The following is a 16,806-nucleotide window of genomic DNA, read 5'->3' as shown; positions in this document are numbered from 1 at the left end:
CACCATCATGCCCCCTACCCCACCCACCAGTCGTATCACCGCCACCGGTGCCGACCGCACACACACAGCAGCCAGCACCGGCACACACCACCACTCCCGCACACCAGACACACCCATACCGCAACCAGCCGGCGCCGACCAGGAGCGGCGCGAGCACACAACGACACCCTCATCCACCCACCAACGCCACGACAACACGCCCACCCCAACCCCCGATACCCGGCACAGGCCGGACGGCCACCTCCGGGTATCGACCGCACCCGTCGACACGCCTCACAACGCCCCGCCGCCTCCCCCGCCCACCAGCACGCACCGCCTGCTCACCGGCGTCATCGCTACCGGGGCCGTACTCATCGCCGGCATCGGGTTCACCGGCTCCTACACCGCCGTCCGCGACCTCGCCGAACGCAAAGGCTTCGGCAACTTCGCCGCGCTCTATCCCGTCGGCATCGACGCCGGCATCTGCGTCCTACTCGCCCTCGACCTCCACCTCACCCACCTGCGCATCCCCCTGCCCCTGCTCCGCCACACCGCCTGGCTGCTCACCACAGCCACCATCACCTTCAACGCCGCCACCGCCTGGCCCGACCCGCTCGGGGTGAGCATGCATGCCGTCATCCCACTGCTGTTCATCGTCACCCTTGAGGCCGCCCGCCACGCCACCGGCCGCCTCGCCCACCTCACCACTGGCACCCACATGGACCCCATCCGCCCTGCCCGCTGGCTCCTCGCCCCCGCCCGCACCCTCCTGCTATGGCGGCGCATGAAACTCTGGGAAATCCGCTCCTACCAACGGGCCATCACCCTCGAACAACAACAACTCATCTACCGGACCCAGTTGAAGAGCCGCTACGGACGCACCTGGCGACACACAGCACCCGTCCAAGCCCTCCTCCCCCTCCGCCTGGCCCGCTACGGCACCCCCATCCCCCTCACCACCCCCGACTCCTACCCGCGACCCACTACACCCCCAACACCCGTCCCAGCAGCCCCACCCCACGGCCACCCGCACCCCATCAACAGCAAATCCACCAGGACACCGCTCCCCCGCACAGAGCCCGCCTCTGAGCCCCCACCCGGCCGCCCAGCGCAGCCCGCGGACACCAGTACCTCGAACACACCCACCCACCACCCCGGCCCCACTCCGCAGCAACTCGACGCCTTCTACCAGGCGTTGCACCACCCCACCGGCACCACGCCCGCCCCCGCACCCTGGGCCTCCTGGCGGCCGGACAACAACAGTCACACCCCCGCACCTCACCATCAGCAACCCACCGACAGCCGTCCGCAGCAAACAGCCGAGGCCACCCACAACAACCCCACACCCCACGCCGGACCACTCGACACGTCACCGACCGCACATGCTGCGCAACCACACCCCTGCCAGCAAACCCACCACCCCAACGGGGGCCCCACGCAACATCACTTGGCGTCCGTACCCCTCGACGCCGACCCACCCGCCACCGCAGCCCCCGGCAACGACTCCAGGCCCGAGGCCACTGGCCATCCCCTGACCGGCCGTACTCCTACGTCGCTCACCGCCACAGACTCCAGCCGCCCACCGCTCCCACCGCGCTCCCAGTCAACCTCCCCAGCACCACAACCCGCACGCCGAACAGACGAGAGCCACCACGGCACCCGGCCGCCAACACCCCCACCACCCACCCCGGCTGACGAACCGCCACCCGCCCCACAGCAACAACCAGACCCTCACCCCGACGACCGCGGACGCAACCCGCCGAGCATCCACTCCCTCACCCTCACCGACCGCTACTACCTCGAATGGATGAACTACCAGGCCCTCCACGGCACCGAACCCACCCCCGAACAACTCTCCACCCACCTCGCCCACCAAGGACTCCTCGGACGAGGCGGCAAACCCCTCAGCCCCTCCAACATCCGCCGACACCTCCTCAACTGGCGCCTCTACAACCTCTGGACGACCCACCACACGGACAACACCCCGCCCACCCCCGACCACCTCGCCCAGCAATGCGCAATCCACGGAATCACCGGCCAATACAACCGACCCATCACCCCCCAACACATCGCACACCACACCCCCGAATACCAACGACGCCACCACGCCCTCACCCACCACCAAACCCCCACCCCAGCCACCCAACCAGCAAACACCTCAGCCACTGACTCAACCGCTCCGGAACAGTGAGGTCTTTCAGCAGGGCCACTGATCGGGTGACGGAATCGGTGCCCGCAACGCACGAGGCTCCCATGCCGTTGGAGGAGGTGTTCGAAGTCTCAACCCACAGGCACAGGAGCCGCGTTGGTTCCGTATTCTGCCGCACTCGACCTGCCTCACGCCCTGGTCGAGTGGGTCACCACGCTCATCGTCACCCGCGAGGGTGACCGCCGCTGCAAGCCCCCACCGCACCAGCGTGCCCTGGTCGGCCTGGTGTACCTGCGCCGGCACGACACCCTCGCCGAGCTTGCTGACGGGTTCGGCATCTCCGTGGGCACCGCCCACACCTACACGACAGCCGTCGTCGACCTGCTCGCCGACCGCGCACCCGGTCTGCTGCGCGCACTGCGCGAAGGCGGACCCGGACTACGCAATGGCATCGTCCGAACGGCCTGCTGCTCCACCGTCCTGGGCCCGGCGCCTCGCCTTCGGCGGGTTGGCCGCCCCGCTCGTCGGACTTGGCGGCTCCGGCATCCCCGTTCCGCTCGGGATGGTCACGGTCGCCTGCGGCACACTCGCGGTGATCGTCTACGCCATACGTCTGCACGCCCGGGTGGCTGAGCACACCGTCACGACGGGAGACCGATCGACCGTGTGACGGCGAACTCCTGACCCACCAGTTCTTCGCGGTACGGGTACACAGCCGTCCGCGCCCCCCACAAGAAGGGCAAACGCCATGCAGTACGCACACCTGGGCCGCACCGGCCTGAAGATCAGCCGTCTCGCGCTGGGCACCATGAACTTCGGCGACGCGACGGACGAAGCCGCCAGTTTCAAGATCATGGACTCCGCACTGGAGGCCGGCATCAACCTGTTCGACACCGCCGACGTCTACGGCGGGCCACAGTCTCCTGACATGGAGCAGGGGTACGGGCTGTCCGAGGAGATCATCGGGCGCTGGCTCGCCCAGGGCGGCGGCCGGCGGGAGCAGATCGTGCTGGCGACGAAGGTGTACCAGCCGATGGGCACTGGCCCTAACGACAAGTACCTGTCCGCGTACAAAATCCGGAAGGCCGCGGAGGACAGCCTGCGGCGGCTTCAGACCGACCACATCGACCTTTACCAGATGCACCACATCGACCGGTCGACTCCCTGGGAGGAGATCTGGCAGGCGATGGAGCAGTTGGTGCGCGAGGGCAAGGTGACCTACGTCGGCAGCAGCAACTTCGCCGGCTGGCAGATCGCGACCGCACAGAACGCCGCCGCCTCCCGCAGCTTCCTCGGCCTGGTGTCCGAGCAGAGCCTGTACAACCTGTCCGCCCGCACCATCGAACTCGAAGTGATCCCGGCACTTCGCCACTACGGGCTCGGCCTGATCCCGTGGAGCCCGCTGGGCGGCGGGCTGCTCGGCGGAGCACTGAAGAAGGCACAGGAAGGCCGCCGCGCGACGCCGAAGACGCAGGACGCCATTGAGCGGTACCGGCCTCAGCTGGAGGAGTACGAGGCGTTGTGCGCCGAGATCGGCGAACAGCCCGCCGACGTCGCTCTGGCCTGGCTGCTGCACAACCCAGTCCTCACCGCGACGATCGTCGGCCCTCGCACCCCCGAACAGCTCGCGACCAGTCGGCACGCCCTCGACGTGCGCCTGTCGAAGGAAACGCTGGAAAAGCTCGACGAGATCTGGCCCGGCCCCGGCGGCGAAGCCCCCGAAGCGTATGCCTGGTAGACCCGAACGGATGATCCCGCCGCAAGAGGGGCTCCATTCTGCGCCGGCGTAAGCCGGCCAATGACACAGGCCCAGCCCTCGGGCAGCCGGTCACGGGACGTATCCGTGCTGGGACGGGGCCGGTGCTGCGGGTGCGGCCGGGCGCGGCGCTGGCAGCGGCGCTGCTGGGGTTCTTCGTCATCACTCTGGACGCCCTGGTCGTCAATGTCGCCTGCCTGCCATCCGGACCGACCTGGGCGGTGGGATGACGGGCCTGCGTCTCAGCGGTCTCCCAGCGACCGAGGAAGCACCCCCTCCCCGCCGACCGACCGCCTTCCAAAACCACCTCGACCAGCGCGAACTCCCCCCGGCCAAAATCCTGGCGCACCTTCGGCACCTGACCTCGGCAACTCCAAGATCCCCGACTGTGAGGATGCGGGAGGCACCGCTCGCGGGTCTGACCCGATCCCCGATTGACGCTCCGGCTGTCCTCACTCTGAATCGTCGATCTGCCGAGCGGTGCCACTGCGCGTACCGGCTCGGCGATCGTGACCTCATAGGAGCTTGACCCAGGCGGTCCCATCACAGTCGTGTCCGTCCGCCCAGCCGGTGCGCGCGAGTCCACATCCGCGCACGGAAGGACCAACCCGGCCGCCATGACACAGCCCATCGAAGTGATCGGCGGGATCGACACCCACACCGATGTCCACCAGGCCGCCGTCATCGACACCATCGGCCGGCACCTGGCCACCGAGGCGTTCCCCACCACGCCTGAAGGCTATCGGCGCCCGCTGGCCTGGCTGCGCTCGTACGGCCAGGTGCTGATGGTGGGCATGGAAGGCACCGGATCCTACGGAGCCGAACTGGCCCGGTACCTGCGTGCCAACGAGATCACCCTGGTCGAAGTGGACCGGCCCGATCGTCGAGCTCGCCGCGCCGCAGGCAAATCCGACCCTGTCGACGCCTATGCCGCCGCCACCGCCGTGCTCTCCGGCCGCGCCAACGGCACGCCGAAGGACCGCGACGGCACCGTCGAGGCAATCCGCACGCTCCGCGTGGTACGTGCCAGCGCCATCAAGGCCCGTACCCATACCATCAACCAGCTCAAATCACTGATCATCACCGCGCCCGCTGCGACGCGCGAAGCACTGCGCTCGCTGACCACCACCGAGCTGATACATCGTCTGGTCGCCAGCCGACCCGGCTCCAATCTGACCACCCCGGCCGCCGCCGTCAAACTCGCACTCAAGCGTTTGGCCAAGCGATACCAGCACCTGAGATCGCGGACGCGGACGCCGAGTTGCGCGCCCTGATCACAGTCCTACGGCAATCGCGGCCTGCACCTCGTCGACGGCCTCCCCGCCGGCCCGCCGCCCTAGTACTCCAGCAGCGGTTCGCTATCTGGCCTGGTCAGAGGCATCGTCGGGAGTGTAGTTGGCCGTTGGCATGTCAGGGGCGGTCTTTCCGGACCGCCCCTCCAACGAAGGACATCGTCGTCGGTAGTGACAGTGCCGTGCCACGGCCTCACGCCTTCGCCGCCATCGCGACCATCTGAGCGCATGGACGCGAAGTGGCGGGCGGTGCCGGTGCGCGGGGCCAGTTGCCAGGAGCCGGCGGACTTCTGCCACGGCGAGCGAAACCATGGTGGAACCGTTTCTGCATCCCCCTTTTCCGCCGTAGCCGCGAGAAAGGCATGCGCGAGCATGGCCAGGGTGATGTGCCTCATCCAGCCGACGTAGCGGCGGACTTCGTACTGGTCCAGGCCGCACTCGTTCTTCGCGGCCTGGAAGCATTCCTCGATCGCCCAGCGGCGTCCGGTAACACGCACGGCCGGTCGATGTCGGTGCCCACCGGCGCGTATGCGAGGCAGTGGGCCATCTGATCGGGTCTGGTGATGCTGCGCCGGACCACTGCCCATCGGTGATGGGTGGGCCGCTCCCCGTCGAAGTCCTCGATCACCGGGAGCTGGACGGCCGCCCAGTCATAGACGCGCGGGCCCTTGGCGCCGTCGCCGCACGAACGTGGCTCCCATGCCTCATGCGGAGCCTGACCGAAGAGGTAGTCGATCCGGCCGAAGCGGGGCACCGGCTGGGACTTCGGGACGGCAAGCACGTAGCCGACCGCGGCTTCTTCCAGCATCCGGCGAAAACGCCACTCCTGTCCGTAGGCGGCATCCGCGGTCACCCAGGCGATCGGCAGCGAAGAGGCGAGTGCGCGCAGCACCATGGCCTTGGCCAGCTCTGGTTTGGTGGCGAAGCCCCTCTCATCAGGAATTTTGGCGGCGCGACAGCGTTCGCGGTCGTCGGTCCAGGACTTGGGCAGATACAACTCGCGGTCCACCAGGGCGCGTGCGCGGGTGGTGGCGTAGGCGGCGCAGACGCCGATCTGGCAGTTCTCGCTGCGGCCGGCGGTGCCGGAGTACTGGCGCTGCACGCCCGCAGAGGTGGTGCCCTTCTTGATGAAGCCGGTGTCGTCGAGGATGAGAACTCCGCCGGCCTCGCCGAGTTTTTCGGCGACGTATGTCTGCAGGTCGTCGCGGACGCCGTCGACGTTCCAGGTGGCTGCGTTCAGTAGCCGTTGCAGACCGTCGGGGGTGCGGTGGCCTGCATGTTCGGCAAGTTGCCAGCCGTTTTTGCGGCCGACTGGGCCGAGCAGGGCGCGGACGTAGTCACGCATGCGCCGCCGCAGGTCGGCCCGGCCGAAACGGTGGCCGATGCGCAAGAAGAGGTCGTCGAGTTCACGGTCCCAGGTCGCGTCGGCAAGGTCGTCGATCACGCGGGAAGGCTGCCCTCATCACCGCGCAGATGGCTCTCGATGTCCTTCGTTGGAGGGGCGGTCCGGACCGCCCCTGACATGCCAACGGCCAACTACACTCCCGACGATGCCTCTGACCAGGCCAGATAGCGAACCGCTGCTGGAGTACTAGTGATCCGGTTCTTGAGGTCGTGGGTCGCCACATGCGGCGTCCCCTCTTCCAGATTGCGGCGTTCTGCTGCGGCGGATAGCGCGCTCGCGCTGTGCTGCATGGATGGGCGATATCCAGCTGCAACCTGTCGTGGTGTCGGAGGCCGAGCGGCTGACGCTGGAGAACTGGGCCAAGCGCCTCTCGGCCGCCCAGGGACTGGCCGTTCGCGCACGCATCGCGTTGGGGTGCGCGAACGGCTGGAACGACACCATGGTCGCCGCGCGACTCGGTGTCGGCAGAGATACCGTGCGCCGCTTTTGTGCCCGGTTCCTTGCCCGCCGACTGGACCTACTCACCGACGAGCCGTGGCCCGGGGTGCCGCGGACCATCACCGAGACCCAGGCCGAAGAGGTCGCGGTCCGCACCCTGGAGCAGAAGCCACAGGACGGGACGCACTGGTAGAGGCAACTGGCCAAGGTCGCGGGGATCTCGCTGGCGAGCGTGCTGCGGATCTGGCACGCCTTCGGCCTCCAGCCGTGGCGACAGGGGCCGTCCCCCCTGCACCGGAGCCCTGCGCCGCCCGGTCAGTCGTTCCCACCGGCCAAAACGTACGGGGAATGGAACATGTCCTGCGTCAATTCGACCTGTTTGGTGATGATGGCAGCGGCAACGGCAGTAGCCTTTCTGAAGGCTCCTGCAGGAGCAGATGTCAGGCACTCCGTGCCCATACCAGGCGACGGGTCGACCTCCTCAAAGGAACCGGGGACGCAGCCTTTCGGGACTGCTTGAAGTGCCGCACACACTGGGTCCATGGTGACGCTGCCCCGGTGGGAATCATGGATGCCCACGGCGATGCTCCCTCCCCCTGCTGCCAAGGCCAGGTCGGGACGGCCCTCGAAGTAGTCCCCGGAGTGGGCCCCGCAGCCGCCGAAAACGAACGCGGGCGGCTCGCCGGGGGCCTCCGCGTACGGAGTGCGGTTGATGGTCAGATGTGCACCGCCGAGTCGGAACGAGGGACGGAAGTCTGTATTATCCGCAAAGATCCCTACAGACAGGACGCTGATGTTGTCCGGGTCCACCAAGAGCTGGACGCGCTCCCATTTCCGGTTGTACTGGTAGAGCCTGTTCCCGGACCTCAACCCCTCCGAGTAGTGCGGCTTGTCCCCTATGATCTCGATTGCTCGCTCCAGGGTCTGCCCCGGTCTCAACTGCTCGACCAGCCTCTGCTCCTTCTCGACCGGCTTGTCTTGAGTGACCCACTTGACCGCTACTACTGCGCCGCCGATCACAGCGATCAGTGCTGCCAGGGACGCCAGCAACCGCTCAGCTGTCTTCCACTTCCGCCCTTGCCGCCCGGCCTCTGGGGGGTTCACCCCCCTTTCGTCCCCGGAATCCATCACTACGCCGCGCCTCCCCATCTCTGCTAGGCCCTGCGCACATCGTCACCTCGATGTGCTGGCCCAGCCCGGAGGCGGGCCTGCAGGGAAGCCAAACACCCGCTTTTGCGCGCCCTCCTGGCCACCGAACGGGCGACGTTGCCGGCTGGACGGCTTGCCACTGCCAGCCCTGTTCACGCACAAGGGCGAGCGCCCCGAGAGACCGGCCTGGTGCGCAACGCCCACCGTGGCCTATGCGGTGGAGCCTGGCTGTGAGGTGCAGAGCACCGCAATCCACGGCGCCCGCACGACCCGCTCGTCAAGAGCAGTCCGGTGCCGCGGTAGCCGCCGTCAGCGATGGTGACAACCTGACCGACCACGGCCTTTGCGCAGTGAGAAATGCCAGCGGCCCGCCACGCCGCGACCCAGTCGTCGCACGCCACACGGATGTCGTCGTCGCGCTCGCCCTCCAAGAGCAGAGTGGTGGCTACGGTGCGGACGGCGGAAATGTCCAGTGTGAGGACGGCCAGGGCGCGCTCCATGCCGGTGACCACGTCGTCCACACGCCGCGGTGGGAGGAAGCACTCGGCGGTGTAGTCGGAGACGAGGTCCAGGACCTCAGCGGCGTCTTGGTCGCCGTTCCGTGCACGTCGCAAGGCGCCCAGGACCTGCCCCAGGGCATCCAGCTGGAAGAACGGCAGGGCCATCAGATACACGCCGTCGCTCCGAGTGGGCTCCACGCCGGAGCCGATCTGGCCAAGCGTGTCTGCCGCGACCTGGTACGGCAGGTGCGGCAGGACGTGCCGCTCAGGCTCGCCGTGGTCATGAGCGAGGGCCGCCGCAGCCGCCAGACAGGCAACGATGTCCCGCACGTATCCGGCGCCATGGATCCAGGAAGGGTCTGACGGCAGCACACAGCGACGATCCGCTCCGTCATCCCAACACCCTGCCCATGTATGTCAGCGGTCACGCAATTGGGTTCAGGCCGCGATTCCGTGAATCCCTAGGTCATCGCCCGGCTGCGGGAACGTTTCTTGTGGGGATTGCCCTGGCATGGGGGTCGTGGCGGTCGAGGATGTGCTGTTTCCCGGGATCGATGTGCGAGTCACGGCGGTGCACGTCACCGCGGAGAGAGTCGCCGTCGAGGCCACAACGTGCGGGCAGCCGCCATCCTGTCCGGACTGCGGCTGTCCGGGACGTCGCGTGCCCTCCAGCGCTGCCCGTAACGGACCTGTGAGCTGGCATCGACCGCGTCCGCGAGACGCTCGAAGGACAGGTCGTAGTCCCTCATGTGATCCCACGAGCCCGGCTTCTGCTCGCGCATCAGCGAGCAGAACATCAACAGCAGCCGCGCCAGGTCGTGCTGGTCGACCCGGACAGTCTTCGTCTCCGGGTCGTAGCCGTACGTCGGGTCGTGGGCGGGCTCCTTCGGCATCGGTCCTCGTTCGCGTTGCTACAGCGGCCAGGCCACCGCAGGGCCTACGGTGCGGCTGGGTACTCAACGACCCGGGCTCGCCGAAGCCACGCTGACCTCCGCCGTCCGTGCGCCGGCCGGACCCGCCGTGGGCTTCGCGTCTCAGGCTAGCGGCGGCGTCGACTCCGGGCAGCTCCGCGGAGAAGGCCCCCACTGCTCGATGATTCATCGCAACGCCGCAGGCCCAAGCCGGTCACAGGGGGCGGTGAACCCTCGCCGCAGCGACGGCAACCTGCAGGAGTTCACGACGCTCAGTCGGCGATGTCACTCCACCCTCGAAGTCTTGAAAGTCGCGGTCACCTCGGCGTTCTGGTCGGGGACCAGTGTGCAACTAGGAGCGGGCCCGTCGGAGGGGCGAATGGTGGTGCCACCGGTGCAGTTGCCCGACCACCCGCTGAGGAAGAGGCTGCCGTCCGTGACGGACGCGGTCAGCTCTCGTCCGTTCTCCAGGACCGGCAACGAGACGCATGCCTCAGGTACGGCTGTGGATTTCTCACAGACCGGGGCGCCATTCCCGTCGACGACTGTGACCGTCTTGTTGTCAGCACCGGTGAAATCGACCGTGAGGTAGGCGAATCCGGTGCCGGCGAGCTTGGCCGTGGCAGTGTTCGTCCCCGAGGTGATGGTCAGCTCAGTGCTCGCCGGGCCTATCCGGCTCGGTGAGAATTCGACGGACAGCGTGCAGGATTCGTGGGCTTCCAGCCGGTTTGTGCAGGTGCCACCCGTACGCGAGAAGCCGGTGCTGCTGGGTATATCCGTGGAGTCGAGGCCGATGGCCTGGCCGTTGGGATTGGTGACGGTGAAGTCCACTACCTGGGCCTTCGAGCCCGGGTTGATGTCGACCTCCCCAAAGCCCTTCGCAGATGGGGTGATGTCGGGTGCGCGATCCGTGATGGGCGCACCGCCGGACGAGCTGGTCGGAGGGCTGCCCGTTGAAGGGGTGCCGGTTGGAGGACTGTCGGTCGCCGTCGCGCCGGAACTTGACGATACGGGTGGCCAAGGGTTCCCAGTGGGGACCTTGTCGTCGTCAAGGGCATGGACGAGTGCGAAGCCGATCGCGATCACCGCGATGACCGCGGCAACAGCAGCGATCACACGCCCCCGGGCGTTCGGTGGCCGGGACGAGGACGGAGGTCGAGGCGGGGCCGGGAGCGCTGCCGGCTCCAGCAGGGCCAGGTTGGCTTGGGTGACCGCCGCGCCTGCCAGGTCTCCCATCCGGGTGCGCAGGTCGAGCGCCCGGCGCAGGAGGCGTAGGGCGTGGTCGGTGCAGTCGTGGAGGAAGTGCTGGACGCCCTGCTGGTGGGTGAAGTAGGCCTCGGCCGCGGTGTCCCCGGCGGCCTGTGCGGCGGTGATGCCCTGCGCGAGGGTGTGCTGCCAGGCCTGCCAGTGCCCCTGGACGAAGAGTACCCGCTCCACGACGGCTGCCAGCCGGACGACCGCCTGCCACTGGCGCTGCTGGGCCGCGAAGCCGAGCAGGCTCAGCGCCGCGTCGGCGGCCCCGCGGGCCTCCTCCCCGGTCGGGTCGCCGGACGCCAGCCAGTCGCCCAGTGAGCGCATCGCCGCGACGAGCCCGATATAGCGGTACAGGATCTGCCGGTAGGGCTCGGCTCTGCAGACCGGCAGCCCGAAGCGGTCCTCGCCCTGTTCGGCCAGGCCGCGCGCGGACAGCGACTCCAACTGCTCGCTGACGTATGCGATCTCTGCCATCTGTGCCAGCAGAGCACCGGGCAGCAGCGCGCCGCCGACCAGGGTGAGTACCGCCAGCGCCCGCTTGGCCTGGGGGCCGATGGCCGAGATGGACAGCTCGTCCAGGACGCCCGGGCCGGACTCCGCCCGCCGCGCGAGATCGTCGAAGGTGCGGCCGTCCAGCCGCACCAGCGCGGCCGCCTGCCGCAGATGCAGCGGCTGCCCGTCAACCGCGGCCACCAGCCGCCGCACCGCGTCCAGTTCGGTGTCCGCGATGACACGGCCCGTCTCGCGCCGGAGCAGGTCGACTGCCGCTGCTTCCGGCAGGGGTGGCAGCGCCGTGGAGGTCCCCAGCGCGCCAAGCAACGGGGTGACTGCGCCGATCACGAGGGGGCAGCGGTGCAACGCGCGCCGCAGGTAGGTGAGTTGGTCCGGGGTGTAGGAGACGTCGTCGAGTGCGACGAGTCCTGTGGCACCCGCCCTCGAGCCGGCCAGTGCCTGGGCGCACTGCTGAGCGCTCAGCCACGTCCCGTCCGGGCCCGGATAGACTTAGAACTGCCCCATCAGGTCCTGGAGCAGGTCCGACAGCATGGTGCCGCCCACCCGGAGGTAGACCCCGCCGCCGGCGGCGGCCGCGTTCTTCAGGAGGGCGGTCTTCCCCGTTCCGCAGGGGCCGGTGAATTCTACTGCCGACTGAGCGCGCGCCGCGACCCGGATCAGGGCGAGTTCGTCGTCCCGGCCCCACAGGGCGGGCTGCGCGAGAGCGGCAGCGTGGGCACGCCGTGGCGAGGGTAACGCAGGTGTACGCATGGGCAGATGGGCGAGGCGAGCGCCGTGCCGGTCCACGAGGGTGACACTGAACTGTCCGAAAACGATACTGTTCATTCCTTCCCCCAGGAATGAACGGGCACCTGACTGGCACCGATATGTCCACCAGAGCAGTCACGGCAACCGGTGTCAAGGAATCCCTCACACAGACGGCTACGCTCTCGGCGCAGTACTCGAATGCGACGCCGTAGCGTGCGGCCATACGCCGGTAGCCCGCCGTGCGGGGCGCCCTGACCAGCAAGGTTCAGGTGAAAGATGAGGCTGACACCGCAGCCGCCCTGATCGGCGCAGCCGACAACGGCCACGGGGCACCGGGCCCTTCAGCGGGGCGGACTACACGTAGTTGGTCGCTGGCGCAGAGATAAAGCCGCCGGAGCAGAACCACGTGCTCAGCGACAGAGCGCGGTACATGGCTGTCTGCCAGTGGTTCCGGCGCTCTGCGGCTTGACTGTCTGCACTTTCGGTTAGGTGGGTGCGCAGGGTCTCGGCCCCCCGCTGGGCCAGTTCGGTGAAGAGGTGATGGAAGCCCACAAGTTGGTCGCCGGCTTGGAGGGCATAGAGCTCGCCGAGGCCGAAGGCGCGGAAGTGCCCCTCGACTCGACGGGTCAGGGCGTGCGGCCAGTGTGCTGGCGCTGTGACGGCGAACTGCACTGTGCAGGGAACCTGTTCGGTGACCGTGGCGGTCAGCCATATGTCCTGGTCGATGTTGTCGAAGTAGGGGTGGAGGGTCTGTTCGTCTGTGGTGACGGGTGCGGTGTTGCTCTTCTTCTTGTTGCAGTCGGCACAGGCGGGCAGGAGGTTGGTCGGGGTGACAGCAAGATATTGGTACTTGGTCTTGGGCAGATGGTGGTCCAGGGTAGTGACCATGCCGATCCCGCACAGGGGGCAGCGTCGGGCGGAGGCACGCAGTTCGTCGTAGATGGGCCGACCGGGACCGCGTTCGCCGGCCAGGCGCTGGGTGTAGACGTTCTCCAGCAGGTCGGCGTGCTGTTTGGCTGCGTCGTCGGTCAGTGGAGGGCACGGCGGGCGGAATGCTGTGCCGGGGAGGGTGTGCAGTTGCTGGTCGCGGCAGACTTGGTCGTACGTGGTGGAAGCCTGGGCGACGCTGTCCTCGTACAGGTCCAGGATCGCCCTGTTGCCGGCGTTCGCGTTGCTGATGCACTGCCGGTAGACGTCAGGCGCGGACCGGCTTGGCGGCGTCAGCGGCCACATCAGAAGGCTCTCCGAGCATCCCGGTAAGCGATGGCGGCCCGGGCTAGCGCGCGGCCCTCCATCCCCAGCTGGTGATTGAAACGGGCCAGGACCTCGTCGTAGGTCAGATCTTGAGCAATGGCTTCTTCAAGGGCGCGGTGGAAGCCTGACTTGGAGACCTCCAGGCCGAAGATCTCGCGGGTGAGGACACCGACGTTCTCCCCGAAGGTCTCAAGGTCCGGGCGGTCGGCGGCGCGGTGTTGGCCGAAGCGGCGGATCGCCCACACCGCCTCCTTGGGTACCTCCTGCAGGACGACCGGGGAGTGCGTAGCGATGATCGCCACGCCATTGCGCTCGGTGAGGAGGTCGGACAGCGCACGGACGAGTGCCGACAGCAACGGAGGGTGCAGGTGAGCTTCGGGCTCATCGATGAGCACGAGCGACCGCTCGGTGACGAGCTGGACCAGCTTGGTAATGGTCAGAAGAACGATCTTGTGTCCGGAACTGAGTCGACGGAACAACCCAAGGACCTCGCCCGGGTTGTGGGCGATGGTGGACAGCACGGCGACGTTCGCGTCCTGGAAGATCGGATCCGTCTCCAAAGTGGCCAGGGCCCTCCGGAACAGCGCAGCGCGCCGCTCCGATCCCACCAGACATGCGTGTGCGCATTCCGTGAACTCTCCGGCGAGTTCGTCCGCCGTCATCGCATGCTGCTCCCCAGGCCTTCTAAGGCCCACATGAGCGTAGGTGAGGTCATCACGGCTTGTGTCCACCGGCTCGAACTCGTCGAAGGCACTGAACGACACGGATACGACGTTCACGAAACGCTGGGTGGAGGCATCTTCGGCGTCGTCCTGGTCGACGAAGGCCAGGGTTCCGTGTCCGCCTTCAGGGTTCATGAGCGTGCGGGTGATGCCGTTGAGGAGGTGACTCTTGCCGACACCGTTGCGCCCGATCAGGACGTGCACGTTGGTGGGAGGCAGAACGTGGGGAGCCACCTTGAAGCCCAGAGCGAGGGGCGGCGCACCACCGGCAACCAGCATCGACGGCGAGACGTAGACGAAGTGGTACTTGCTGAGCACCTCGCCCCCGCGGGCGATCCGGGCGAACTGCCCGGTGACCGTGGCCAGCTCAATGCCGCGCATCAGTGAGACCCTGGTGACCTCTTCCTGCAGAGCTCGTTCGAGAGTGCTCCGAGGGCCGAAGGCGAGGTCCCGGAGCAGATGGAGAACGGTTTCGCGCGTCTCGTCGCCAAGCTCCCTCAGGCGCGCGTAGTACGTCTCGTCGGTCCCCAGGGAGAAGTACTGGCGCTCGTCCAGTTCTTCAAACGTGTCCGGCACGCTCACGCGGCCTGCCTGCATGCCGAAGGTAGCGATCCTGACGTTGCCGATCTCAACCTGCTGTTGTCCGTCGGAGCACCACAGCGTGAAAAACGTTTTGTACGAGTAGTCGTCCCAGTTGTCACTGACCAGGAAGGCGCCCGGGACGTGTGGAGGTGGCTGGGTGAACCGTTCCAACACGGTGAACTGCATCGGCACGGCTCGCAGGCCCCCCTGGTCTCATGATGTCTCGCAGCGTGCGGACCAACGTACCCGGAGCACAGCACCCCCACGTTCATCGAAGAATGCTGCTCGCCTCGGTACGTGCCAGCGCCCGCAGCTACCTCCTCGTTCGACTCGATCGCTGCGGTGGACAGGCTTCTCGACGACGCGGCTGTCCGGGCGCCTCGCCGGCGACAGTTCGGTATGGTCTGCGCCGAACTTGAAGCCAGGTGGCTTCTTCCCACCGCGCAGGACGAGGTGAAAAAAAGGGGGGTGAGCGTGGTTCATGGGTCGGGCATGCTGGCCTCACATAAGATGAGCGGAGAAAAGCATGGGCGGTGAACGTGTCCTGTTGGTGCGACACCGATCACGCCACCCATGACGTCGACACCCTCAGGCTTGTCATCGACGACGAAACCTCATTGCTTCGCGCTTTCCAAGCAGGCGCCGACCGTCTGGCCGGGTGGCTAACCGATCCGCGGGATGCCGACTTCTGGCGCGCTCGGGCGGGTCTGCCCGGCCGTCAGCCTCAATGACTGGGCAAGTCACCAAGCTGCGAGTAGGACCCGAAGTTACGGCTGGGGTTTGGTGCTGCCCGTTGTCCGCCTCGGTAGGTCAGCATCCTGTGGCCAAACATTGGCGGTCTGCTGGTCTGTCTCTCTCCATCTGCTGGGCTGGCTCTCAACAGCGGGTTTCTAGGGTCGTTGTCGTCCCCCGGAGATCCGCTCCCACGGTTCTCCGAACTCGCCAGTGATTCCCACCGTTCTGGAGACACCCTGATGCGTTCCCTGCCCCGCCGTGCCCTGCTCGCTGCTCCGTTCGCCGTGCTCGCGTTCGCTCTCTCCGCCTGCGGCGGCTCCGACTCCGGCTCCGACAACTCCAGCGCCGCGGACGCCCAGCAGCAGTCCCAGAGCACGGGTGGTGCCCAAGCAGCAGGCGAAGCCGGTGGTGACACCGATGACAAGCCGGAGCCGCCGCTGACCGGGGACATCAAGACGAAGGCCGAGGCCGCCGCGCTGGCCGCGTACCCGGGCACGGTCGTCAAGTCCGAGGAGGACGCGGAGAAGCCCGGCATGTACGCGGTCGAGGTCAAGCAGGCCGACGGCACATCGATCGAGGTCTATCTCGACAAGACCTACAAGGTCACCGACACCAAGAAGGAAGGCACCGAAGAGGCCGACGACGCCAGCTGACCGTCGGGGCCTGCCCCGCAGAAGGGAGAAACCAGATGCCGCCTGTGCCCGAGCAGTCCTCTTCCCCGCCCACGGACGCCGAACAGACGGCGATCCTGGATCCGGTGCCCGGCGCCTCGCCCGCGGGCGGCTACGGTGACCGTTTCGAGGAGGACGCCTTCGACTACCCCTCCTCAGGCGCGCACTCCTGGTCCGCCGACCCGGCCCCGAGGGGCGCCGGCGAACCGGTCGCCGAGCCCCAGGAGCCTGCCGCTCAGCGTGCGGGCGGAACAAGGGCTGTGCCGAGCGCGGACGGCTGGCGGCACGCGGTCATCCGGCCCCGGTCCCTCCTGACGGCGGCCGCCGCGCTGGTGGTCCTGGGCGGTTTCGGTTTCGCGCTGTCCACCGTCAGTGACACGGTCACCTCCCCGACCGGCCCGGGCGGAACTGCTGAGGCCTCCGTACCGAAGTCGCCGATCACGCAGCCGGTTTCACCGACCCCACCGGGCACCAGCCACCCGCCCCGCGGCGCTGTGAGCCCGACCACTGCGCCCACGCAGACCAGCGTGCCGCCCGGCGCCGGCGAAGACCCAGACCGCGGCGAGGAGCACGGGCGGGAAGACCAGGGACGCGAGGACGGCGACGACGCCGACGGCTGACTTCCCAGCCAGCGTCGCCTCACCGTCCCCCCAGCGCCGTCCGGCGGACGCCGTCCTCAACATCCCGTCGGCCGGACGGCACCTGCTTGTCCACCGTGTCCACCATCGTCCCGTACGTCTTGTCCGATC

General features: G+C 67.8%; 15 protein-coding genes and 2 pseudogenes. 9 read left to right on the top strand and 8 right to left on the bottom strand.

Annotated features, from left to right (window positions below; genetic code table 11):
* The first annotated feature begins 7 nt into the window (after positions 1–7).
* The 6 genes and pseudogenes from EJC51_RS46435 (at position 8) to EJC51_RS46415 (ending at position 5,158) form a co-directional block, all read left to right on the top strand.
* Complete coding sequence (locus EJC51_RS46435) at positions 8–2,170, top strand: DUF2637 domain-containing protein (protein ID WP_126276628.1); 2,163 nt, start codon at positions 8–10, stop codon at positions 2,168–2,170.
* A gap of 114 nt (positions 2,171–2,284) precedes the next feature.
* Positions 2,285–2,563: pseudogene (locus EJC51_RS46430) on the top strand (helix-turn-helix domain-containing protein); the annotation flags it as partial.
* Between the two features lie 10 nt (positions 2,564–2,573).
* On the top strand, positions 2,574–2,798 hold the full coding sequence (locus EJC51_RS46425; protein WP_126276627.1) for a hypothetical protein: 225 nt from the start codon (positions 2,574–2,576) through the stop codon (positions 2,796–2,798).
* Between the two features lie 78 nt (positions 2,799–2,876).
* A complete protein-coding gene (locus EJC51_RS46420) occupies positions 2,877–3,866 on the top strand; it encodes an aldo/keto reductase (protein WP_126276626.1) in 990 nt (329 codons plus the stop codon).
* 122 nt (positions 3,867–3,988) lie between these two features.
* Positions 3,989–4,114 (top strand): hypothetical protein, encoded by a 126-nt coding sequence (locus EJC51_RS48340; RefSeq protein WP_425276832.1) that lies wholly within the window; start codon positions 3,989–3,991, stop codon positions 4,112–4,114.
* Between the two features lie 387 nt (positions 4,115–4,501).
* Positions 4,502–5,158, top strand: coding sequence for an IS110 family transposase (locus tag EJC51_RS46415; RefSeq protein WP_126276625.1), 657 nt, complete (start codon positions 4,502–4,504; stop codon positions 5,156–5,158).
* A 329-nt stretch (positions 5,159–5,487) separates the two neighbouring features.
* Here EJC51_RS46415 and EJC51_RS46410 read toward each other — a convergent pair.
* Positions 5,488–6,620, bottom strand: a pseudogene (locus EJC51_RS46410) (IS701 family transposase); the annotation flags it as partial.
* Between the two features lie 253 nt (positions 6,621–6,873).
* Here EJC51_RS46410 and EJC51_RS46405 point away from each other — a divergent pair.
* Positions 6,874–7,212, top strand: a complete 339-nt coding sequence (locus EJC51_RS46405) for a helix-turn-helix domain-containing protein (RefSeq protein ID WP_126276624.1) — start codon at positions 6,874–6,876, stop codon at positions 7,210–7,212.
* Positions 7,213–7,334: 122 nt separating this feature from the next.
* Here EJC51_RS46405 and EJC51_RS46400 read toward each other — a convergent pair whose 3' ends face one another.
* From EJC51_RS46400 to EJC51_RS46370, 7 genes are all read right to left on the bottom strand, one after another.
* On the bottom strand, positions 7,335–8,147 hold the full coding sequence (locus EJC51_RS46400; protein WP_126276623.1) for a hypothetical protein: 813 nt from the start codon (positions 8,145–8,147) through the stop codon (positions 7,335–7,337).
* A 173-nt stretch (positions 8,148–8,320) separates the two neighbouring features.
* The gene (locus tag EJC51_RS48105) at positions 8,321–9,040 is read right to left on the bottom strand and encodes a hypothetical protein (RefSeq protein ID WP_166682786.1); all 720 of its coding nucleotides are present in this window, start codon (positions 9,038–9,040) and stop codon (positions 8,321–8,323) included.
* Positions 9,041–9,246: 206 nt separating this feature from the next.
* The gene (locus EJC51_RS46390; protein WP_126276621.1) at positions 9,247–9,561 is read right to left on the bottom strand and encodes a hypothetical protein; all 315 of its coding nucleotides are present in this window, start codon (positions 9,559–9,561) and stop codon (positions 9,247–9,249) included.
* 303 nt (positions 9,562–9,864) lie between these two features.
* A complete protein-coding gene (locus EJC51_RS46385; protein WP_126276620.1) occupies positions 9,865–11,673 on the bottom strand; it encodes a hypothetical protein in 1,809 nt (602 codons plus the stop codon).
* A 162-nt stretch (positions 11,674–11,835) separates the two neighbouring features.
* On the bottom strand, positions 11,836–12,171 hold the full coding sequence (locus EJC51_RS46380; protein WP_126276619.1) for a hypothetical protein: 336 nt from the start codon (positions 12,169–12,171) through the stop codon (positions 11,836–11,838).
* A gap of 276 nt (positions 12,172–12,447) precedes the next feature.
* Entirely contained in the window at positions 12,448–13,326 is an 879-nt protein-coding gene (locus EJC51_RS46375) for an HNH endonuclease (RefSeq protein ID WP_126276618.1), read from the bottom strand.
* Positions 13,326–14,837: an ATP-dependent nuclease gene (locus EJC51_RS46370; RefSeq protein ID WP_126277437.1), complete on the bottom strand. Its 1,512-nt coding sequence runs from the start codon at positions 14,835–14,837 to the stop codon at positions 13,326–13,328. Before EJC51_RS46370 ends, EJC51_RS46375 begins: the two co-directional genes overlap by 1 nt.
* Positions 14,838–15,625: 788 nt before the next feature.
* Here EJC51_RS46370 and EJC51_RS46360 point away from each other — a divergent pair.
* On the top strand, positions 15,626–16,039 hold the full coding sequence (locus tag EJC51_RS46360) for a peptidase (RefSeq protein ID WP_244363287.1): 414 nt from the start codon (positions 15,626–15,628) through the stop codon (positions 16,037–16,039).
* 35 nt (positions 16,040–16,074) lie between these two features.
* Positions 16,075–16,677: a hypothetical protein gene (locus EJC51_RS46355; protein WP_126276616.1), complete on the top strand. Its 603-nt coding sequence runs from the start codon at positions 16,075–16,077 to the stop codon at positions 16,675–16,677.
* Positions 16,678–16,806 lie beyond the last annotated feature (129 nt).

Origin of the sequence: Streptomyces aquilus (genome assembly GCF_003955715.1) — a bacterium.
In the GTDB taxonomy this organism is placed as follows: domain Bacteria; phylum Actinomycetota; class Actinomycetes; order Streptomycetales; family Streptomycetaceae; genus Streptomyces; species Streptomyces aquilus.
This window is presented reverse-complemented; position numbering and strand designations above follow the sequence as displayed.